Here is a 19,370-nt window from a genome sequence, read left to right on the forward strand (position 1 = left end):
TTCGTTGGCAAATCGCGGTCGAAGGTCAGGCCTGCTTCCACGTGGTCCAGGTGCAGCTGCATCAGCTGCACCGCATGTTCGGCATCGCCCGCAGCCAGCGCGGTCACGATGTCGGCATGTTCTTCGTGCGAATGCTCGGCCGCCGATGCAGACTGGTACATCAGGGTGATCAATGCGCAGCGGGAAATCAGCTCGCCCAGCAGCTGAGCCAGCACCTCGTTGCCCATGAGTTCGGCCATGCGCACGTGGAAGTCGCCCAGCAGCTCGGTGCGCTGGCCCACGTCATTGGCTTCCATGGCCTTCTTCTCGGCAGCCACATGCTGCTTGAGGGCGCGAATCTTGGCGGCGCTGCTTTGCTTGACAAAGCTGCGCACCATCTCGGCCTCGAGCATGCGGCGCACGGCAAACACCTGGCGTGCCTCGTCCACAGAAGGCGTGGCCACAAAGGCGCCGCGGGCGGGCTCGAGCCGGATGAGACGGTTTTGCGAAAGCTGAAACAGGGCCTGGCGCACCAGGGTGCGGGAAACTCCAAAGTGGTCGGCCAACTTTTGCTCGGCCAGCTTGGTGCCGGGCATCAGGCGATGCTCGACGATGGCCTTGGTCAGGCTTTCGACAATGAAACTGGTGGTGGAAGTTTCCATAAATCCATCATAGCGGTTGAAGACAAGTTTTGTATACAGTTTCTGTTCACCAAACATGGTGTTTGTATCGATGTTCAGGCGCAGAAAGCTGTGCGCAAGCGCGCAAACCCAATGGGAGCAAGGGCTTGCAACATTGGTATTGCAAAGATCAGCAGTGTTGTGACTGGGGGCCCTCTGTAAGGGAAAAAAGCCCGAATGCACAATGCGCAGCTATGCAAGCACAGAATACATCCTCGCGCGCGCAGGCCGCGGCAACGCCTGTTCCCCAGCAAGACCCGGCTGGCTTTCTGCGTCATCTGTATGACGTGGCGGTGCGCAATGCCCTGCCCATCGAGGGTCTGGCGCGTCATCTGCCCAAGCCGCCCAAGGGCCGCACGCTGGTGCTGGGTGCCGGCAAGGCCGGCGGCTCCATGGCGCAGGCGCTGGAAGCTCTGTGGCCGCAGGATGCCCCTCTGTCGGGCCTGGTCGTGACGCGCTATGCGCATATTCCCCCACGCCCCGAAGGGCTGGCCCAGCGCCTGGAGGTGGTGGAAGCCGCCCACCCGGTGCCGGACGCGGCCGGTCTGGCTGCGGCCGAGCGCATTCTGGCGCTGACCGAGGGGCTGACGGCCGACGATCTGGTGATCTGCCTGATCTCGGGCGGCGGCTCCTCCCTGCTGACGCTTCCTGCCGAAGGCATCGACCTGGCCGAGAAGCAGCGCATCAACAAGGCGCTGCTGGAAAGCGGCGCGGCGATTGGCGAGATGAACTGCGTGCGCAAGCACCTCTCGCGCATCAAGGGCGGTCGTCTGGCCGCTGCCTGCCATCCTGCCAAGGTGGTGACGCTGACCATCAGCGATGTGCCCGGCGACGATCCTTCTGTGATCGCCAGCGGACCCACGGTGCCGGACGCGTCGACCTGTGCCGACGCACTGGCCATCCTGGACCGCTACCAGATCGGCATTCCCGAGTCCGTGCGCGCTGCGCTGCAAGCCGGCGAGCTGGAGACGCCCAAGCCCGGCGATGCCCGCTTCGAAGGCCATGAGGTGCATCTGATCGCCACGCCGCAGCAGTCGCTGGAAGCGGCGGCAGCCGCCGCCCGCGCGGCAGGCATTGCCGTGCATGTGCTGTCCGACGAGATGGAAGGCGAGTCGCGCGAGGTGGGCAAGGTCCATGCGGCGCTGGCGCGTGCCGTGGCCAGGCATGATCAGCCTTTTGCCAGGCCCTGCGTGATTCTCTCGGGGGGCGAGACCACGGTGACCATCCGTCCGCGTCAGCCCGGTGCCGCCAAGGGGCGCGGCGGGCGTGCCGGCGAGTTCTGCCTGGGTCTGGTCCAGGCCCTGCAGGGTCAGGAAAAGGTCTGGGCGCTGGCCGCCGATACCGACGGCATCGACGGTGTCGAGGACAACGCGGGAGCCCGTGTCTCGCCCTGCACGCTCAGGCGCGCGGCAGAGCTGAGCCTGCGCATCAGCGATCACCTGGACCGCAACGATGCCTATGGCTACTTTGAAGCGCTGGGTGACCTGGTCATCACCGGCCCCACCCACACCAATGTGAACGACTTCCGCGCAATTCTGATTCTTTGAAACCATCAAATTGAATAGCTGCTTGCGTAGGCTATTCAATGGTTTCAAATAGAAAAATATCTGCAGCTGCCGCTCATCAAGCGGTAGCTGCTATTTTTTATATAGCTGCGGTGTAAAGCTGGCGCTACCCATCCCAGTGCTCCGAGCAAGAGCCGCCTCGCGGCGAGGAGCAGTCCCCCTCCGTTAGCGCGCAGCGCGTACAGAGAGGGGGGAAGGCGCGAAGCGCCTCAGAGGGAGCTAGCCCCCTCTTGGCAGATCCTCCCACCAGGCATCGTCAAATTTGCCCTGAAGGAAGGCGATGAAGGACTGCACCTTCTGCGGCACCAGGCGCGGCGAGGGGTAGACGGCGTGGATTTCCTGCTCGGGCAGGCGGCAGGTCTTGAGCACTTCCACCACGCGGCCGTCCTTGAGCGAGTCCTGGGCCACGTAGCGCGGCAGGGCCGCAATGCCCATGTGCGAGCGGGCCGCGGCCAGCAGGGCCGAGAGATTGTTGGAGCGCAGCCGTCCGGTGACGGGAATCGACACCGGCTCGCCGCTGGCATTGCGCAGGCGCCAGATATCGTTGCCCTGCACGCTGCTGTAGATCAGCGTGGAATGCTCCTTGAGATCCGAGGGACGGCGCGGCGTGCCGTGCTTGCGCAGATAGGTGTTGGACGCTACCAGCACCCAGGGGTTGACGCCCAGCATGCGCGCGCCCAGCGAGGAGTCGGCCAGCTTGCCCAGGCGCAGCGCCACGTCGATGCCGTTGGCCACCAGATCGGTGTAGCGGTCCTCGAAGCTCAGATCGACCTGCACCTGTGGGTTGTGCTTCATGAAATCCATGGCCAGCGGAATGAGTACACGGCGCCCGAAGGCCACCGAGCTGCCGATGCGCAGCTGACCCTGGACCTGGGTCTGGCGCACCTTGACCACGTTCTCCGCCTCGGCCACGTCGCTGACGATGATCTTGCACTTTTCGTAGTACAGCGCGCCGGCTTCGGTCAGGCTCACGCCGCGCGTGTTGCGGTTGAGCAGGCGCACCTTGAGGCGCGCCTCCATGGCCGCGACCTGCTTGGTCACGGTGGGCTGGGTGGTGGCGAATTCCTGTGCGACCTTGGTGAAGCTGCCGGTCTCCACCACGCGCACAAACATGTGCATTGCGTCGAGTCTGTCCATGGATCTGTCTCCTATTTATTCTTGGGTGGAATAAATTTTATGGTCTGAGAGCGGCTTCCAGCAAGCAAAGGTCTTGACTAAAGTTCAACCAAGTTTTTAGGAGACCCTCATGGCCAAAATGAAAGCAATCGACGCCGCAGTCCTGGTGCTCGAAAAAGAAGGTGTAACCGTGACGTTTGGTGTGCCCGGCGCGGCCATCAACCCGCTGTACGCTGCAATGAAGAACCACGGCGGCATCGGTCACATTCTGGCCCGTCACGTTGAAGGCGCCAGCCACATGGCCGAAGGCTACACCCGTGCTGTGGCCGGCAATATCGGCGTGTGTATCGGCACCAGCGGCCCCGCCGGCACCGACATGATCACCGGTCTGTATTCGGCCAGCGCCGACTCCATTCCAATCCTGTGCATCACCGGCCAGGCTCCCCGCTCGCGTCTGCACAAGGAAGATTTCCAGGCCGTGGACATCGCCTCCATCGCCAAGCCCGTGACCAAGTGGGCCACTACCGTGCTGGAACCCGCCCAGGTGCCGCGTGCCTTCCAGCAGGCCTTCCACCTGATGCGCTCCGGCCGCCCAGGCCCCGTGCTGATCGACCTGCCCATCGACGTGCAGCTGGCCGAGATCGAATTCGATATCGACACCTATGAGCCCCTGGCCGCCTACAAGCCAGCCGCTTCGCGCAAGCAGGCCGAGAAGGCCATCGAGATGCTCAACGAATCCGAGCGTCCCCTGCTGGTCTCCGGCGGCGGTGTGATCAACGCCGATGCTTCCGATCTGATGGTCGAGCTGGCCGAGATCCTGAACGTGCCCGTGATCCCCACCCTGATGGGCTGGGGTACCATCCCCGACGATCACCCCCTGATGGTCGGCATGTGCGGTCTGCAGACCAGCCACCGTTACGGCAACGCCAACATGCTGGCTTCGGACTTCGTGTTCGGTATCGGCAACCGCTGGGCCAACCGCCACACCGGCTCGGTCGAGGTCTACACCAAGGGCCGCAAGTTCATCCACGTGGACATCGAGCCCACGCAGATCGGCCGCGTGTTCGCGCCTGACTACGGCATCGTCTCCGACGCCAAGGCCGCTCTGGAGCAATTCGTTGCCGTTGCCAAGGAGTGGAAGGCTGCCGGCAAGCTCAAGTGCCGCAAGGCCTGGGTGGCCGAGTGCCAGGGTCGCAAGAACAGCGTCGAGTACCTGCGCAAGACCAACTTCGACAACGTGCCGATGAAGCCCCAGCGCGTCTACCAGTGCATGAACCGCACCCTGGATCGCGACACCACCTATGTGTCCACCATCGGTCTGTCGCAGATCGCCGGTGCCCAGTTCCTGCACGTGTACAAGCCCCGCAACTGGATCAACTGCGGCCAGGCCGGCCCTCTGGGCTGGACCACTCCTGCCGCCCTGGGCGTGCGCGTGGCTGACCCCCAGCGCAAGATCGTGGCGCTGTCCGGCGACTACGACTTCCAGTTCATGATCGAAGAGCTGGCCGTGGGCGCTCAGTTCAAGCTGCCCTATGTTCACGTGCTGGTGAACAACAGCTATCTGGGTCTGATCCGCCAGGCACAGCGCGCTTTCTCGATCGACTATTGCGTGCAATTGGCGTTCGACAATATCAACATGGATGAGGGTGATGCGACCCGCGGCTACGGCGTTGACCATGTTAAGGTCGTTGAAGGTCTGGGTTGCAAGGCGATTCGCGTTCATCGCGCCGAAGACTTTGCCCCCGCCATGCAGCAGGCCGAAGCCTGGATGGCCGAGCACAAGACCCCTGTGGTGATCGAGTGCATCCTGGAGCGTGTGACCAACATCTCCATGGGCGCCGAAATCGACAACGTGGTCGAGTTCGAAGACCTGGCAACCGAAAAGGCCGACGCGCCCAGCGCACTGGCCCTGCTGGACTGATAGGAAAACTCACCCTGAGCGGCTGTGCCTAGGCGGCCCCGCCGCTTCCCCCTCTCTGCGGGAGGGGGACGACGCCTTCGCTGCGGGGCGGCGCGGCCGGCTCAGGCCCTTGCTGGGCGTCCGCCAGCCCCACTATTAACGATTACCGGAGACTTTTATCATGCCCCGTTTTGCAGCCAACCTGAGCATGTTGTTCACCGAGGTGCCTTTCCTCGAGCGTTTTGAGCGTGCCGCAAACGCAGGCTTTGAAGCCGTGGAATTTCTCTTCCCCTACGCTCATACCGTGGAAGAAATCAAGGAGCGTCTGGACGCCACCGGCCTGAAGATTGTTCTGCACAACCTGCCCGCTGGTGACTGGGACGCGGGCGAGCGCGGCATTGCCTGCGACCCCAAGCGCGTGGATGAGTTCCGCGCTGGCGTGGCCAAGGCCGTGACCTATGCCCACGCCCTGGGTGTGCCCCAGCTCAACTGCCTGGCCGGCAAGGTTCCTGCTGGTGTTGACGCTGCCGTGGTGCGCCGCACTTTCGTGGAAAACCTGCGCTTTGCCGCTGCCGCCCTGAGCGCCGCCAACATCCGCCTGCTCATCGAGCCGATCAACCCCTTCGACATCCCCGGCTTCTACCTGAACCGCACGGATGAAGCGCTGTCCATCCTGGACGAAGTGGGTGCGCCCAACGCCTTTGTGCAGTACGACATCTACCACGCCCAGCGCGTGGAAGGCGAGCTGGCTGCCACCATGCAAAAGCAGCTGGGCCGCATCGGTCACATCCAGCTGGCCGACAACCCTGGTCGTAACGAACCGGGCACGGGCGAGATCAACTACCCCTTCCTGTTCGCACACCTGGATCGCATCGGCTACGACGGCTGGGTCGGCTGCGAATACAAGCCCGCCAACGGCACCGAGTCCGGTCTGGGCTGGCTGCAGAAGATCGGCGGCTGGAGCAAGGTCGCAGTGGCTGCCTGAATGGATGAAAAGGCCTGTGGCGCCTGCTCGCAAAGCGCCATCGGCCATCGAATTTGAGTATCAAGAAAACTGAGGAGTACAACCATGAACGCATCGTCTCTCAAGCTGGGCTTTATCGGTCTGGGCATCATGGGTGCGCCCATGTGCGGCCACCTGATTGCGGCCGGCCACCAGCTGTTCGTCAACACCGTGGGCAAGGTGCCTGCCAACATCGCCGAAACCAGCGCCACCCAGTGCACCACCGCTCGCGGTGTGGCCGAGCGTGCCGACATCATCTTCATCATGGTGCCCGACACTCCCGACGTGGAGAAGGTGCTGTTCGGTGAAGACGGCGTGGCAGCTGGCCTCAAGGGCAGCTCCGGCAAGATCGTGGTCGACATGTCCTCCATCTCGCCCGTGGCCACCAAGGACTTCGCCAAGCGCATCGAAGCTGCTGGCGCCCAGTACCTGGACGCTCCCGTCTCCGGCGGTGAAGTCGGTGCCAAGAACGGCACCCTGTCCATCATGGTCGGCGGCCCCGATGCCGCTTTCGAGCGCGTCAAGCCCCTGTTCGACAAGATGGGCAAGAACATCACCCTGGTGGGCGGCAACGGCGACGGCCAGACAGCCAAGGTGGCCAACCAGATCATCGTGGCGCTGAACATCGAAGCCGTGGCCGAAGCCCTGCTGTTTGCATCGCGCGCCGGTGCAGATCCTGCCCGCGTGCGTGAAGCCCTGCTGGGCGGCTTTGCCTCTTCCAAGATCCTGGAAGTGCATGCCGAACGCATGATCAAGCGCACTTTCGACCCTGGCTTCCGCATTGCCCTGCACCAGAAGGACCTGAACCTGGCCCTGTCCAGCGCACGTCAGCTGGGCGTGTCTCTGCCCAACACTGCTCAGGCACAGGAACTGTTCAACAGCTGCGTGGCCCACGGCGGCGCGGGCTGGGATCATTCCGGCATGGTGCGTGCCCTGGAAATCCAGGCCAACTTCGAAATCGGTCAGAAGGCTGAATAAGAGCGACGAACACGACCCGGCAAACCGAAGGTTTGCGGTTGAGACGAGGCGCGAAGCCGCAGGCAGTACAGAAGTACGGCAAGGCTTCGCCACGACGTATCAAGGGTTGTGTGGGAGGCTCTGAGAACTAAGGTGGGGAGGGCGGCCACTGGCCACGCGTACGGCCAGCAGCCGCCTCAAGTGAAAGCCGCGCTCGGGGGAGCGCGGCTTTTTTTGTTCAGCGTCAGTACCCCATGGTCTTTCCGTCAGGGTTGCGCGGGTCCGAGGCACCGCGCAGCAGGCCGTCACGGATCTCGATGGTCTGCGTGCGGCCCATGGATGCCTTCAGTGCCACCTTGTGGCCCCATTGCCTGAGCAGGGCCAGCGTATCGGGGCTGAAGCCCTTTTCAACGCGCAGCTCGTCAGGCGTCCACTGGTGGTGAAAGCGCGGGGTGGCTGCCGCTTCTGCCGGGTTCATGCCGAAGTCGATGTGATTGACGACCTGTTGCAGCACCGTGGTGATGATGCGCGCTCCGCCCGGACTGCCGGTGACCAGAACCGGCTTGCCGTCCTTGAGCACCAGGGTCGGTGTCATCGATGACAGCGGCCGCTTGCCAGCCTGCACGGCATTCGCATCGCCGCCCACCAGGCCATAGGCATTGGCCACGCCGGGCTTGGCCGAGAAATCGTCCATCTCGTTGTTGAGCAAGATCCCCGTGCCCCTGGCGACGATGCCGCTGCCGAAATTGGTGTTCAGCGTGTAGGTCACGGCCACCGCATTGCCGGCCTTGTCCACCACGGAGTAATGGGTGGTCTGGTCGCTTTCATAAGGCTGGGGCCTGCCGGGCCGGATGTCCTTGGCGGGCCTGGCCTGCTGGGGCTTGATGCTTGCGGCCAGCTCGCTGGCATAGCTCTTGGAGATCAGTCCCTTGAGCGGAATCTTCACGAAGTCCGGGTCGCCCAGATACTCCGAGCGATCGGCATAGGCGAGCTTCATGGCCTCGGTCATGTAGTGCACGCTTTGCGCGCTGTCGGCACCCCATTGATTCATGGGCCAGCGCTCCATCATGTTCAGGATCTGAATCAGATGCGCGCCGCCCGAGGAGGGCGGAGGCATGGTCACGATCTGGTAGCCACGGTAGCTGCCGCGTATGGGTTCGCGCTCGGCCACCTTGTAGTCGCGCAGGTCCTGCAGGCTGAGGGCATTGGCGTGCGGCGCCATCTCCGCCACGATCTTCTGCGCGATTGCTCCCTGATAGAAGGCCTTGGCGCCTTGCTGGCTGATCAGGCGCAGGGACTGCGCCAGATCCTTTTGCACCAGCCTCTGGCCGGTTTGCAGCGGCGCGCCGTTCTTCCAGAAAACGGCCTGGGTGGCGGGCCAGCGGCCCATGTTCTTTTTTTCCTGATCCAGAGTCTTGGCCAGGGTGACGCTGACAGGATAGCCCTTGTCCGCCAGCGCAATCGCCGGAGCCATGACCCTGGCCAGAGGCATGCTGCCCCAGCGCGACAGCGCATGCGTCATGCCTGCCACGGTGCCGGGCACACCCACGGCGTAGTGGGTGTAGAGCGATTTCCCGTCGACGACCTTGCCGCCGGCATCCAGATACATATTGCGTGACGCACCCCTGGGGGCCACTTCGCGGAAGTCCAGTGCAATGTCCTTGCCGCTCCTGGCGTCGTGCACCATCATGAAGCCGCCGCCGCCGATATTGCCGGCATTGGGCAGGGCCACGGCCAGCGCAAAGCCTACGGCCACGGCGGCATCGACGGCATTGCCGCCCGCCTTGAGAATGTCCACGCCGATCTGCGTGGCCAGCTCCTGCTCCGAGGCTACCATGCCGTTCTTGGCGATGACGGGGTGAAAGACATCCAGCTCGAAGTCATAGGCGGCAGCGGCTGCATGGGCGGCTGCGGTCTGGACGACGGCAGGCGCTGCCGCCTGATCAGTGGCATCGCTACGGATGGCCGCGCGTTCGTTGCTGGCGGGCTCTAGCGTGGCCGTGCTGCTGCAGGCGCTCAGGCCGGCCAGAGCGATGAGCAGGCTGGCTGCCAGGGCGGTGGTGCGCAATTGCATGCGTTGTCTCCTGTTCGCTTGATGAATCGGGCCAGTGTATAGAGGCTGAAAAAGACGCCAACCGGGCAGAGCTGGCTATGTGCCTGAAAGTCAAGGCAGAAAAGCCTTTGATGGAGTACAGAAACTGTATACACTTTAGCGATCAAAGCGCTGCGCTCACGCGCGGGGAGGCTTTGTGATGGCATAGATGTTTCAGGGCTTGCGCAAACAGGAATGCAACAACGGCCTGCCTTCTGGGGCGTCGTCCTGCCTGAACCCGTTTTGCGTAAGTCGTGTGTTTGATACAACCAAGGGCAGTGGCAAACTGCCTGTGAGGAGATTTCCATGGGCCTGAGCACCCACGTTCTCGACACCATGAATGGCTGCCCCGCCGCAGGCATGGCTGTCGAGCTGTTTTCCACCGAAGGCGACAAGGCCACGCTGATCAAGAGCTTGGTGCTCAATCATGACGGCCGCACCGATGCGCCGCTGTTCGACAACAACACGCTCAAGGTCGGCACCTACCGCCTGACCTTCGATGTTGCGGCCTACTTCAAGGCCCGTGGCGTGCAGCTGCCGGAACCCAGCTTTCTGAACAAGGTGAGCCTGGACTTCGGCGTGGCCAATGTGGAGCAGCACTACCACGTGCCTTTGCTGGTCAGCCCCTGGAGCTACTCCACTTATCGCGGCTCCTGAGCGGGACGTGAGTCTCTCGACCAGGGAGACATGGCAAAAACAAGAGCGGCTTGCGCACGTCATTTCAAGGTTTCAGCATTAAAAGGCATTGAAACCAAGAGATGACAGGCGCAAGCCGCTCCTGTTTTTTAAGACCTATTTGCCCTTGGAATAAGCCATTGCCACGACCAGGGCGCTCACGAAATAAAAGGCCTGCAGCTCCAGCGCCCAGCCGCCGGTACTGTTGAGCATCAGAATCTGCCGGGTGTGCATCAGCGCAAATGCCACCACCATATTCACCGCGATCACCAGTGCGGCGGGTACCACCCACAGGCCCACCAGCAACAGCAAAGGCGCGACCACTTCGCCCAGATAGACCGCATACGCCAGAAATCCCGGTGCACCCAGACTCTCGATCTTCGCCTCGATGCTGCCTATGCCATAACGAATCTTGGCCCAGCCGTGCAGCAGCATGAGCAAGGCCAGGGTGACACGCAGCACAACCAGAGCTGCCTTGGGGTGGTGAAAGTAATTCCAGAACTTCATGAATTTCCTGTCGTCCGCGCGATGCTTATATCAACAATGCTAGCGCCTGTTTCGGACAATTCGTCTGATTGCCTATGGATGGGGCCAAGTGTTGTCTTGTGTTCATGTTGTAGGTCTTTTTCGACAACTGCGCTTGCCTTCTGTAGGCCAATGGCGCAAGCTGTAACCGCTGAGTTTTATCGGCAACGCTGCGCACTAGCATCGTGCCAACCCTGTTTCTGACAGCTTTGCATCGGGGGGATGTGCAAAAGCGACTCAATGTCGGACTGCAGGACCTTCTACCTCTGAAATGTGTCTACACATTCATCCCATGAAAGGATATAGGTATGCGTCAAATTTCTCTGCGTTCTGTTGCGATGGCTGCTGCACTGGCTGCCGGTGCCATGACCATGACGGCCTGCACCACGACCAAGCCTGACACGGCATCGGCTCCCCGTGCCGATTCCACAACGGTCAATACCCGTGCCAATGCAGCTCTGGAGCGCCTGTACCAGACCGCACCAGGATCCAAGGAGATGGTGCAACGCGCCAAGGGTGTGCTGATCTTCCCGTCGGTGATTGGCGGCAGCTTTGTGGTGGGGGTCGAGCATGGCCGCGGCGTGCTGCGCGTGGGCGGTCACAACCGTGGTTTCTACAGCACGACAGCGGCCTCTATCGGATGGCAAGCTGGCGGTCAGTCCAAGGCTGTGATCTATGTGTTCAACACACAGGAAGCTCTGGACAAGTTCCTCAAGAGCGACGGCTGGTCCGTGGGGGCTGATGCCACCGTGGCCGCAGGCAAGATCGGTGCCAACGGCAGCGTGGACACCACGACCGCCCAGGCTCCGGTCACCAGCTATGTGCTGACCAACGCGGGTCTGGAAGCGGGCGTATCGCTGCAGGGCACCAAGATCACCAAGGTGGTCGAATAAGCCTCGCCTGGCTTGTCGCAACAAAAACCGGCCTTGGCCGGTTTTTTGTTGTCCGATGCAGCTCGCTGCATCGCTGTGAGCTTTTACTGGCCCAGCTGACCTTCGGTCAGGGTGTCGAGCTGGAAGCGTCCCGACTTGTCCCACAGCCAGGTGTCGGTATAGGTCACGCTGCGGCCCGCAGCAGGGAAGGGGGCAGCGGAGCGCACGGCTCGCTCGATCTCGGCCACCACTTCGGGGGCATGGCTTGGCTTGCGCATCCAGTGCAGGTTTTTCACGCGGCCCTGGCCGTCAAGCTGAACTTGGAGCACGCCGATCGCATACAGCATGGGCGGCAGCATGCCCTGGTAGATGCGGCCGGAGTTGCGTTCATATAGATGCTGGGCAGCCTGCTTGCGATAGCCGGGGCTGGCCTTGTCGGCAGGCGTCGTACCGATGGATGGGCTTTGAGGTGCGATCTGACAGGCGGTCAGCACCGCTGCAACGGCAGCCATCATCCCGGTCCGCAGCCACTTCAGGGGACGGCGGGCTGGTGTGGCGCGGGTGGGGTCGTGGGTTTCAGACATGCCGCCAAGCGTAGCCGCAAATGGACGGAGGCAGCTGCCTGGGGGCGCAATTCTGACGCCTCCTCGTGAAAAATCTGCAACGACTCGTCAAATCCGGTTCAGATATGCATCCGATTAATGTGCTCATACGCTTGTCTGTCTATTGCGACTCGCAAAATGCATGAACATCGGTCATCAAAGCAATCGGCGTTCGGTCATGTGGAGTGAAACACAGCAAGGAATCTTGAACCGTCTGGCGCAGCAGCCGCTGTGCTGGGTGCAGGTACATGCCACTCGTGGCTCCGTTCCCCGTGAGGAGGGGGCCTGGATGGCTGTGTTTGCCGATGAGGTGATGGGGACGATCGGTGGTGGTCATCTGGAGTGGCAGGCCATTGCCCAGGCTCGCCAGTTGCTGGCGCAGTGGGACGCAGACCCCTCAGCCTTGCGCGAGCATATCCAGCGGTATGCGCTTGGCCCCAGTCTGGGCCAATGCTGCGGCGGTGCCTTGGAGCTGCACTTTGCATGGTTTGATGCCCGCGATGCCCAACGTCTGCGAGCCTTGATGCCCGAGCCGTCGCAGTGTGTGGCCTTGTTCGGCGCGGGCCATGTGGGGCATGCGCTGGTGCGCATCTTGCGCAGCTTGCCGTACCGCGTGGTCTGGGTGGACAGCCGCGATGCAGTCTTTCCCGTGGAAGAGCAGATAGGTGTGCAGTGCGAGCATTCCGATCCGGTGCAGGCTGCGGTGGCACAGCTGCCGCCGCAGTCGCAGGTGCTCATCATGAGCTTCAGCCATGCCGAAGACCTGGAGGTTGTGGGGCAATGCCTGCTGCGCCAGCGTGAGCGAGGAGATCTGCCTTTTGTGGGGTTGATTGGCAGCAAGACCAAATGGGCCAGTTTCAGCAGCCGCCTGCGCAGTCGAGGGTTCAGCGATGCAGAGCTGGCTCACATCACCTGCCCGATCGGCGTGCCGGGAATTACCGGCAAGGAGCCCGAGGTGATCGCTGTGGCGGTGGCTGCACAGCTTCTGCAGCGCTTGTCTGCGAGCTGATGGTGCAATGAATGCCCTGATCTGGGGCGTGTTGCCGTAAACATGCTGTTACCTGCCCTAAAAATCAGGCCCGATCCTTGCATATCGCTCTTGTATTAGGGAAATCTCTAGGATGGTTTATCCCTGATTCGAGAGTTGTGGCAGCAAAAATTGCATACACTTTCGGTCGACAGAATGGTCGCAGCGGTGCCCCGTGTGTAACGTCCGGGAGCGCGGCCTTTTCTTCTGCTCAGAGCGCCCGCAGTGGTGAGCAGGTTGTTCGGCAGCCCCACGCTGCCAAGGTTGAGAGCTATGGAAAGCTACATTCTCGACTGGGCCGGCCTGCTGTTGCGGTGGCTCCACGTCATTACCGCGATCGCCTGGGTCGGTTCCTCCTTCTACTTTGTGTTCCTGGACAGCAGCTTGACGCCGCCCGTGGATGACGACCTGAAAAAGCAGGGCGTTAACGGCGAACTCTGGGCTGTGCACGGTGGCGGTTTCTACCACCCCGTCAAGTTCAATGTGTCTCCTCCCAAGATGCCGGATCACCTGCACTGGTTCTACTGGGAAAGCTACACCACGTGGCTGTCCGGTTTTGCCCTGCTGACGGTCTCCTACCTCTGGAACGCCAATATCTATCTGGTCACTCCCGGCGACCCCAATGCCATGAGCACCGGCGCCGCTGTGGCTTCGGCTCTGGGCTTCCTGGTGGTCTTCTGGCTGCTGTATGACTTCATCTGCCGCACCTTCGGCCAGAAGAAGAATGGCGACGCCACCGTCGGTGCCATGGTTCTGGTCCTGGTGTGTATCGCCGCCTACCTGGCCTGCCACATCTTCCCCGGCCAGGCAGCCTTCCTGCTGATGGGCGCGATGATCGCGACGTCCATGAGCGCCAACGTGTTCTTCTGGATCATCCCTGGCCAGCGCAAGGTGGTGGCTTCGCTCAAGGCTGGTGAGCCTGTGGACCCTCGTCACGGCCAACGTGCCAAGCAGCGCAGCGTGCACAACACGTATTTCACGCTGCCCGTGCTGTTCGCCATGCTGTCCAATCACTATGGCTGGTTGTACAGCCACAAGCTGAACTGGCTGGTGCTGATCGGCATGATGTTTGCCGGCGCTGCCATTCGCCAGTTCTTCGTGATGCGCCATGGCTACAAGCTCGGTCGCAACAGCCACCCCTGGCCTTACGCTGCTGTCGGCGTAGCTGCTCTGCTGGCCGTGTTTGTCTGGCTCAAGCCTGCTCCTGTGGCTGCAACCGCTCCTGTTGCTGCAGCGCCTGCCGCTCCAGCTCCTGCAGCACCCGCTGCCACTGCCGAGCCAGCGGCTCCCGCCGCTGAAGGCGCAGCACCGGCAGCCGCAGCACCGGCCGCTGCTGGTGGCGAAGGCTTTGCCAAGGTCAATGCCATCTTCCAGCAGCATTGTGTGGTGTGCCACGGCACTGCCATCCAGCAAAAGGCGGTCCGTCTGGACTCCCCCGAAGCAGTGAAGTCGCACGCCCAGCAGATCTACCAGCAGGTGGTTCAGCTGAAGAAAATGCCTTTTGGCAATCCTGGCGCACTGTCCGAGGACGAGCGCAACCTGATCAAGACCTGGTACGAGTCCGGCGCTGCCGTGAACTGATCATCAGCTGTTGTTCTGGGTAATCAAAGTCGTCAACTGGAAACTAAAGTCGTAAACATCGACCTGGCATCCATGCGGCTTTCCTGGAGGGGGCGCGGCATCAAAGTCGTCAACTCCCTTCCCTAATAGAAAAAGCGCTCGTTGTGAGCGCTTTTTCTATTGAAGATTCAATGGGCTGGATTCACGAGCGTAGCGCAAGCGTGGGACCCCCCGTGAATAAATCCGAGAACACCCCTGAGGCCGTATGCAGTCGCTCAACTCAAAGATGCCTATGACTGCCAGTGCCCAAAGCAGTCATTTGAGCGCGACTGCCATGGAGGTCTGCTTTAAAGCTCAAAGCAGTCACTGGACTGTCACGAATTCCAGGTGCCCTTTTTTGCCTGCATCGAACCGGTGCTTTCGACCCATAGCGGTCCTAGCAATAGCGTATAAACAGGCTTTGGCAGAAGGTCCGAATGAATCAAGAAACCAATAAATATGTTGTACAAGCTATTGCTGAGTACGCCCTATTTCTTGAGTTCTCAGGAGAAGATGTGCTCTCACCTGATGCAGCAATTCAAGCAATGGAGCAATTGGCTGCAACTCTGCAGATGGCAGATGAAGAAACCAAGTCTTCGCTGTGTTTGCAGTTTGAAACCCTTGCTGCGAAGTCTTCCGGGCAGCAGTCCACTTTCCTTCGGGGGCTGAGTGAGGCTCTGGGTCTAGCAAAGGGCTGAGCGTTACCTGTACGGCTGCTTCTGGCCGGTGGCGGCTGTCGCTGTTCGGCCCAAAGTAGGTATTCAAGTTGACTTGCCCTTACTGGCTGCAACTGTAAGTGGCTGAATTTTCCCTGCCAAGGCCGCATGCATTAGCCGTTGAAACGTTGGGCAATCAAGATGGTTTTTCTCGGGGCAGTTGGCTGCATGTCGTAAGCCGTCACGCACTGCCTTTAATTGCTTGATGGATCTCTCTACTAGATCGGCCTTGGCGAGCAACATTTCTCTAGGTACCTGAATGTTCCCATCAAGAGGCAACATTGCTCTAATTTCGTCGAGTGAGAACCCTGCTGCCCGTCCGAGAGCGATGACCGATAAGTGCTCTAGAACTTGAGCATCAAACAGTCGCCGCTGACCATGTCTCCCGATAGAGCGGATCAACCCTTTCTCTTCATAGAAACGAAGTGTTGGTGCAGATAGTCCTGTTCGTTTTGCTACTTCTGTGATGTCCATATTCAGGTCTTGCGCTCAAGTGCACTTGAGCTTTTACAGTGGTTCACATCACTGTAAATCACCAGAAGCAATACGAAAAAATGACTACGCTGACAAACGGTTGGACGCTGATTTTTGGTCTTGGCGTTGGCGCAACATTACTGATGGACTTGTGGTCTGCCGTGCTCCGTCGCATGGGAATAGCCACCTTGAACTACGCAATGCTTGGACGCTGGTGCCTTCACTGGCGCAACGGTATCTGGTTTCACAAGTCAGTCAAAGAGGCTCAACCAATGGGCGGCGAAAATGTCGTTGGCTGGACGCTGCACTATCTGACAGGAATTGCTTTCGCGCAGGTATTTGTGCTCGTTACAGGGCGCCAGTGGATAGAAGTGCCTGCCTTGGCTCCAGCGCTGATTTTTGGCGTGGCGACAGTGCTTTTCCCGTGGACCGTCTTGCAACCAGCGCTAGGGGCTGGATTCGCAAGTGCGAAAACACCTCGTCCATGGCTCAGCCGCGTAGTGAGTCTGGCGACGCATCTGGTTTTTGGAGCCAGCCTATACCTTTGCGCCAGAGCCTTCATGGCACTTTAACGACTGCTTCTAGGCGGTAGCAGCCAGCCACCGAGGGCTGCTCGCGCCCCAGAGCGGTCATGCACTAATGCCTGAATTAAGCTGAGCCGCGAAGCGGCTTCGGCTTGAATGAATTGTTATGTTGCATCCGCGTGCTCCTCAAGGGCCTTGAGCACCTCCAGCGTGATCTCCGCTGGATTGCCGTACGTTCCGTTGAAAGCCAACTGAAGCTCATCATCGAGCACGTTAAATTGATAGTAGACATCGTCGGGAAGGCTAGTTGTTTGAGCTACACGCATGGCAGCGAGAGTCGCCTCTTCTACGGTTACGTCCCCAGCCTTGAGTTGGACAAGTATGTCGGCCAAGAGGAGCCTGCCCGCAGCCTGCTGATCTCCACCGTGGGCTGCGGCTTGGAGCGCATCCATGGCGCTGTTGTGATCATTGGCAATTGCAATCTCAATGACCTCAAAGGGGGGCTCGTCTAACGCTTCAATGATAGAAAAGGCCCAATCCTTGCTTCTTTGAAGCGGCAACACGCCAACAGCGACTCCAGCCCAAAAGTATGAGCAGATCGTTCCTTGCGTAACGCTCGTGGGAAACTCTCTGTGCGACATAACTAAATTTTGAAGACATGCAGCAGGTAAGCTTAGTTCGCCTAATGCTGTATGAGCTTAGTAGGAAGGTCTGAATGACCGCTCTTGGCCGATCTGCGACTGTCGCCGACCGACCCGGCGCGGCCGTTCACCGAGATACTTTAGTGATGCATTACTAGGTTGAAACCTTCCTGAGGCGATGGCTCAACAAAGTGTTTTGTGATCTGCTCAAACTGCTCATCCGTTGCCTGAAATGGATGATCTCCAGACGAATTCCGAAGACGCAACCGCTGTTTGCATTCTTCGTCCGACACATTGAGGAAATGCAAGTAGTGGGATGCTCCCGCATTTTCAAAAATTCGGCGTCCCCACGCCCTCGCGCTGAGAGTATTGAAAGGGAAGTCCAGCACTACGGAGGTTCCTGACTTGAGAAGGTCAACGACATGCATCTCCATGGCTAATCGCAGGCGGCTCGATAGCCTTACGTAGTCTGTGACGGAGCGAAGCTCGTCAGGATAGAGCTGAGCCAACCAACCATCCTCACTAATGAGCACGGTCTGCGGATTGGATGCGAGTTGTCTGGCAAGTGTGGATTTGCCCGCAGCAATCTTTCCGCTGATGAGGTGAAGCAAGCCGATCCTGGACTGGATGGCAAAAGCTTGTCCAGCATGAGTGAAGTCCATTCTTCCATCTCCTTTTAACGGTGCCCCGGAGACAGAAAACCCACCTCCAGGGTGGGTTGCATGGCTACATGGTCGCGAGCTATCCCACCTTCAATTTGAAGATGGCAATAATTCGCTTGGTAACATTTCGAGCCATGGGAGCATGCTAGCAGAAGACGCGCGCAAAGCTCGATCTGAAGCAGCTACTCTTGGCCAATTTGAGCGGCGGCATGCGACCCCCTGCCGTCAATTGAGCTGTCACCGGCAGTGTCTGCTGTGCAGTGATTGCAATCATTCGCATGCAGGGACGGAGTTCATGGTGCGTGGCATGAAGCTGTTATCGGCTCAGCCAAGTCCACCAACCACCTCATGACACTCCTCGGCTGCTCGAGCCTGCAGAGCAGGATCTCTGCGGGGCGCACGCTCATACCTTGGCGAGGAAGGCCGCCGCATCACCCGCTTCACACTTCCAGTCTGCGAAGACCCCAACCAGATTGCATTCCACGCAGTGGCAAGCGATGTAGTACCAGCGCACGTCATGTGTGCCCTCGTACACGGAGACGCCGGACACCAGCTCGAACACCTCGTTCTCGCACACGCACTCGTGCGCCTCGGGGGCGGCCTCGTCAACGTAGTCCGCGCTGTCGCCCATCAGGTGTTTCTGCCCGCAGTCGGTGCAGGTGCGGATTGCCACGCCGGCTTCTTCATCGGTTTGCAGCGCAAAAGTCCGGCACCCGCAATTGCATTTGGACGAGGCAAACCGGACGGCCTCATGGCGATTTGCAACGCTGTAGCTGCGCAGTTCGGCTTGGGTGTCGCCGGACGTCGTTCCGTACCAGAACTCGCCCTTCTTCGTCAGTGCCATTGATGCTGTTCCATTCTTCAAGGTGGGCTTCCCGGCAGACCTGACGCCAGGCTTGCCCCGATCATCCGGATTTTGCCTCAAGGCACGGTGAATCGTCGTCAAGGGGCCGGGTCGGGGTGCTCTCCGACAAGGGCTGCGGAAATCCTTGAATGCCGATTCTTGGAGAGTACAGCCAGAGTCCATCAAGTTCAGCTGTTGATCGCCGCCGATATTCGGTGTTGAAGCCCTACGTCAGCTCTCAGCTGTGGATTCAAGTGCTCATATCGTTCCGAGAAAGCGGTTAAGTCTTGGGGTCTGGCCTGCTTTCGAGTAGCCGCAGGGCTCCTGCTATCAAGGCTTGAGTTCCTTCAATCAGTTCTGCCTCCATTTCTGTCTCTTGCAGCTGCCAGTCTGCTTCCTCAAGCGGCTCCAGGCGGGCTGCGGCATACACCGTGTCGGCTGCAGAGATGCAAAAGAAGGTCACGGTGGAGAGCAGCCAGCGTGATTGTTCCTTGGTGATGCCGTAGGCCTGTGCAATATGGGCCTGATGGGCGCTGATCTTCTCCAGCATGGCCGGTGTGGCCGCCAGGCGGCGAATCACGAAGGGAGTGACGCCGGGGTGCGCTTTTACGAACTGGCGTGTGGACGCAGTGAACCCCATGAGGTATTGCTCTAGCCCGATCTGCTGCGGGCTTGTTGCCTGCGGCAACTCCCAGCGCTTGAAGATTTCCTCTGCAATCAGGTGCTTGAGTGCTTCCAGGCTTGGCACATGCTTGTAGAGCGCCATGTGGCTGACGCCCAGTGCAGCGGCAACGCCGACAAACGTAATGCCTGGAAGGCCGATGGAAATTCCGGCGTCTGCAATTTTCTCTCTGGTGATGGAGCGTGGTCTCCCACGAGTCGAGGGCTTGGATGTGTGGGGCATACGCTTGTTCTCA

20 protein-coding genes are annotated in these 19,370 nt (G+C 60.3%); 10 read left to right on the forward strand and 10 right to left on the reverse strand.

The genetic code is table 11. The annotated features are described in order from the left end of the window. Positions 1 to 641: GntR family transcriptional regulator (locus CTATCC11996_RS03735; RefSeq protein ID WP_003073266.1), on the reverse strand; the 641-nt coding region annotated here is incomplete at its 3' end. A gap of 212 nt (positions 642 to 853) precedes the next feature. Between CTATCC11996_RS03735 and CTATCC11996_RS03740 the strand changes: the two genes are divergently transcribed. Beyond that, the gene (locus CTATCC11996_RS03740) at positions 854 to 2,206 is read left to right on the forward strand and encodes a glycerate kinase type-2 family protein (protein ID WP_003073270.1); all 1,353 of its coding nucleotides are present in this window, start codon (positions 854 to 856) and stop codon (positions 2,204 to 2,206) included. Positions 2,207 to 2,443: 237 nt separating this feature from the next. Here CTATCC11996_RS03740 and CTATCC11996_RS03745 read toward each other — a convergent pair whose 3' ends face one another. Then, positions 2,444 to 3,361 carry a LysR family transcriptional regulator gene (locus CTATCC11996_RS03745; RefSeq protein WP_003052436.1) on the reverse strand — a complete coding sequence of 306 codons (918 nt, stop codon included), beginning with the start codon at positions 3,359 to 3,361 and terminating at the stop codon, positions 2,444 to 2,446. Between the two features lie 109 nt (positions 3,362 to 3,470). Between CTATCC11996_RS03745 and gcl the strand changes: the two genes are divergently transcribed. The 3 genes from gcl to glxR all read left to right on the forward strand — a co-directional run bounded on the left by gcl (position 3,471) and on the right by glxR (position 7,221). Next, on the forward strand, positions 3,471 to 5,261 hold the full coding sequence (gcl, locus tag CTATCC11996_RS03750) for a glyoxylate carboligase (protein ID WP_003073273.1): 1,791 nt from the start codon (positions 3,471 to 3,473) through the stop codon (positions 5,259 to 5,261). Positions 5,262 to 5,421: 160 nt separating this feature from the next. Further along, positions 5,422 to 6,225, forward strand: a complete 804-nt coding sequence (gene hyi, locus CTATCC11996_RS03755; RefSeq protein ID WP_003073275.1) for a hydroxypyruvate isomerase — start codon at positions 5,422 to 5,424, stop codon at positions 6,223 to 6,225. A gap of 84 nt (positions 6,226 to 6,309) precedes the next feature. Next, the gene (gene glxR / locus CTATCC11996_RS03760; protein WP_003073277.1) at positions 6,310 to 7,221 is read left to right on the forward strand and encodes a 2-hydroxy-3-oxopropionate reductase; all 912 of its coding nucleotides are present in this window, start codon (positions 6,310 to 6,312) and stop codon (positions 7,219 to 7,221) included. A 223-nt stretch (positions 7,222 to 7,444) separates the two neighbouring features. Here the strand turns inward: glxR and ggt are convergent, their stop codons facing one another. Then, positions 7,445 to 9,274, reverse strand: a complete 1,830-nt coding sequence (gene ggt / locus CTATCC11996_RS03765; protein ID WP_003073279.1) for a gamma-glutamyltransferase — start codon at positions 9,272 to 9,274, stop codon at positions 7,445 to 7,447. A gap of 324 nt (positions 9,275 to 9,598) precedes the next feature. Here ggt and uraH point away from each other — a divergent pair, with 324 nt between their 5' ends. Beyond that, entirely contained in the window at positions 9,599 to 9,949 is a 351-nt protein-coding gene (uraH, locus tag CTATCC11996_RS03770; RefSeq protein ID WP_003070903.1) for a hydroxyisourate hydrolase, read from the forward strand. Positions 9,950 to 10,084: 135 nt separating this feature from the next. On the opposite strand, the gene CTATCC11996_RS03775 is transcribed toward uraH, so the two are convergent. Further along, positions 10,085 to 10,474 (reverse strand): DoxX family protein, encoded by a 390-nt coding sequence (locus CTATCC11996_RS03775; RefSeq protein ID WP_003073280.1) that lies wholly within the window; start codon positions 10,472 to 10,474, stop codon positions 10,085 to 10,087. A 326-nt stretch (positions 10,475 to 10,800) separates the two neighbouring features. On the opposite strand from CTATCC11996_RS03775, the gene CTATCC11996_RS03780 reads away from it, so the two are divergent. Next, positions 10,801 to 11,385, forward strand: a complete 585-nt coding sequence (locus CTATCC11996_RS03780) for a BPSL1445 family SYLF domain-containing lipoprotein (RefSeq protein WP_003073282.1) — start codon at positions 10,801 to 10,803, stop codon at positions 11,383 to 11,385. 83 nt (positions 11,386 to 11,468) lie between these two features. Here CTATCC11996_RS03780 and CTATCC11996_RS03785 read toward each other — a convergent pair whose 3' ends face one another. After that, entirely contained in the window at positions 11,469 to 11,879 is a 411-nt protein-coding gene (locus CTATCC11996_RS03785) for an energy transducer TonB (protein WP_003073284.1), read from the reverse strand. Between the two features lie 265 nt (positions 11,880 to 12,144). Here CTATCC11996_RS03785 and xdhC point away from each other — a divergent pair, with 265 nt between their 5' ends. From xdhC to CTATCC11996_RS03800, 3 genes are all read left to right on the forward strand, one after another. Beyond that, entirely contained in the window at positions 12,145 to 12,975 is an 831-nt protein-coding gene (gene xdhC / locus CTATCC11996_RS03790) for a xanthine dehydrogenase accessory protein XdhC (protein ID WP_003073286.1), read from the forward strand. A 291-nt stretch (positions 12,976 to 13,266) separates the two neighbouring features. Then, positions 13,267 to 14,574 carry a urate hydroxylase PuuD gene (locus CTATCC11996_RS03795; protein WP_003073288.1) on the forward strand — a complete coding sequence of 436 codons (1,308 nt, stop codon included), beginning with the start codon at positions 13,267 to 13,269 and terminating at the stop codon, positions 14,572 to 14,574. A gap of 455 nt (positions 14,575 to 15,029) precedes the next feature. After that, positions 15,030 to 15,290, forward strand: a complete 261-nt coding sequence (locus CTATCC11996_RS03800; RefSeq protein WP_003073290.1) for a hypothetical protein — start codon at positions 15,030 to 15,032, stop codon at positions 15,288 to 15,290. 63 nt (positions 15,291 to 15,353) lie between these two features. On the opposite strand, the gene CTATCC11996_RS24765 is transcribed toward CTATCC11996_RS03800, so the two are convergent. Beyond that, positions 15,354 to 15,782 (reverse strand): helix-turn-helix domain-containing protein, encoded by a 429-nt coding sequence (locus CTATCC11996_RS24765; RefSeq protein ID WP_003073292.1) that lies wholly within the window; start codon positions 15,780 to 15,782, stop codon positions 15,354 to 15,356. Between the two features lie 38 nt (positions 15,783 to 15,820). Here CTATCC11996_RS24765 and CTATCC11996_RS03805 point away from each other — a divergent pair, with 38 nt between their 5' ends. After that, positions 15,821 to 16,354 carry a DUF2938 domain-containing protein gene (locus tag CTATCC11996_RS03805; RefSeq protein ID WP_233506499.1) on the forward strand — a complete coding sequence of 178 codons (534 nt, stop codon included), beginning with the start codon at positions 15,821 to 15,823 and terminating at the stop codon, positions 16,352 to 16,354. A gap of 116 nt (positions 16,355 to 16,470) precedes the next feature. On the opposite strand, the gene CTATCC11996_RS03810 is transcribed toward CTATCC11996_RS03805, so the two are convergent. The 4 genes from CTATCC11996_RS03810 to CTATCC11996_RS03825 all read right to left on the reverse strand — a co-directional run bounded on the left by CTATCC11996_RS03810 (position 16,471) and on the right by CTATCC11996_RS03825 (position 19,357). Next, positions 16,471 to 16,947, reverse strand: a complete 477-nt coding sequence (locus tag CTATCC11996_RS03810) for a hypothetical protein (RefSeq protein ID WP_034348190.1) — start codon at positions 16,945 to 16,947, stop codon at positions 16,471 to 16,473. A 140-nt stretch (positions 16,948 to 17,087) separates the two neighbouring features. Beyond that, positions 17,088 to 17,609, reverse strand: coding sequence for a P-loop nucleotide/nucleoside kinase family protein (locus CTATCC11996_RS03815; protein WP_003073298.1), 522 nt, complete (start codon positions 17,607 to 17,609; stop codon positions 17,088 to 17,090). A 403-nt stretch (positions 17,610 to 18,012) separates the two neighbouring features. Next, entirely contained in the window at positions 18,013 to 18,453 is a 441-nt protein-coding gene (locus CTATCC11996_RS03820; protein WP_003073300.1) for a hypothetical protein, read from the reverse strand. Positions 18,454 to 18,733: 280 nt separating this feature from the next. After that, on the reverse strand, positions 18,734 to 19,357 hold the full coding sequence (locus CTATCC11996_RS03825) for a TetR/AcrR family transcriptional regulator (protein ID WP_034348191.1): 624 nt from the start codon (positions 19,355 to 19,357) through the stop codon (positions 18,734 to 18,736). Positions 19,358 to 19,370: the final 13 nt, after the last annotated feature.

It is taken from the genome of Comamonas testosteroni ATCC 11996 (genome assembly GCF_000241525.1).
GTDB lineage: Bacteria > Pseudomonadota > Gammaproteobacteria > Burkholderiales > Burkholderiaceae_C > Comamonas > Comamonas testosteroni.

Bases quoted from the DNA above. Each gene is read 5' to 3' on its own strand.
- CTATCC11996_RS03740 (WP_003073270.1), top strand. From the start codon at position 854: ATGCAAGCACAGAATACATCCTCGCGCGCGCAGGCCGCGGCAACGCCT.
- CTATCC11996_RS03745 (WP_003052436.1), bottom strand. From the start codon at position 3,361: ATGGACAGACTCGACGCAATGCACATGTTTGTGCGCGTGGTGGAGACC.
- gcl (WP_003073273.1), top strand. From the start codon at position 3,471: ATGGCCAAAATGAAAGCAATCGACGCCGCAGTCCTGGTGCTCGAAAAA.
- hyi (WP_003073275.1), top strand. From the start codon at position 5,422: ATGCCCCGTTTTGCAGCCAACCTGAGCATGTTGTTCACCGAGGTGCCT.
- glxR (WP_003073277.1), top strand. From the start codon at position 6,310: ATGAACGCATCGTCTCTCAAGCTGGGCTTTATCGGTCTGGGCATCATG.
- ggt (WP_003073279.1), bottom strand. From the start codon at position 9,274: ATGCAATTGCGCACCACCGCCCTGGCAGCCAGCCTGCTCATCGCTCTG.
- uraH (WP_003070903.1), top strand. From the start codon at position 9,599: ATGGGCCTGAGCACCCACGTTCTCGACACCATGAATGGCTGCCCCGCC.
- CTATCC11996_RS03775 (WP_003073280.1), bottom strand. From the start codon at position 10,474: ATGAAGTTCTGGAATTACTTTCACCACCCCAAGGCAGCTCTGGTTGTG.
- CTATCC11996_RS03780 (WP_003073282.1), top strand. From the start codon at position 10,801: ATGCGTCAAATTTCTCTGCGTTCTGTTGCGATGGCTGCTGCACTGGCT.
- CTATCC11996_RS03785 (WP_003073284.1), bottom strand. From the start codon at position 11,879: ATGATGGCTGCCGTTGCAGCGGTGCTGACCGCCTGTCAGATCGCACCT.
- xdhC (WP_003073286.1), top strand. From the start codon at position 12,145: ATGTGGAGTGAAACACAGCAAGGAATCTTGAACCGTCTGGCGCAGCAG.
- CTATCC11996_RS03795 (WP_003073288.1), top strand. From the start codon at position 13,267: ATGGAAAGCTACATTCTCGACTGGGCCGGCCTGCTGTTGCGGTGGCTC.
- CTATCC11996_RS03800 (WP_003073290.1), top strand. From the start codon at position 15,030: ATGAATCAAGAAACCAATAAATATGTTGTACAAGCTATTGCTGAGTAC.
- CTATCC11996_RS24765 (WP_003073292.1), bottom strand. From the start codon at position 15,782: ATGGACATCACAGAAGTAGCAAAACGAACAGGACTATCTGCACCAACA.
- CTATCC11996_RS03810 (WP_034348190.1), bottom strand. From the start codon at position 16,947: ATGTCGCACAGAGAGTTTCCCACGAGCGTTACGCAAGGAACGATCTGC.
- CTATCC11996_RS03815 (WP_003073298.1), bottom strand. From the start codon at position 17,609: ATGGACTTCACTCATGCTGGACAAGCTTTTGCCATCCAGTCCAGGATC.
- CTATCC11996_RS03820 (WP_003073300.1), bottom strand. From the start codon at position 18,453: ATGGCACTGACGAAGAAGGGCGAGTTCTGGTACGGAACGACGTCCGGC.
- CTATCC11996_RS03825 (WP_034348191.1), bottom strand. From the start codon at position 19,357: ATGCCCCACACATCCAAGCCCTCGACTCGTGGGAGACCACGCTCCATC.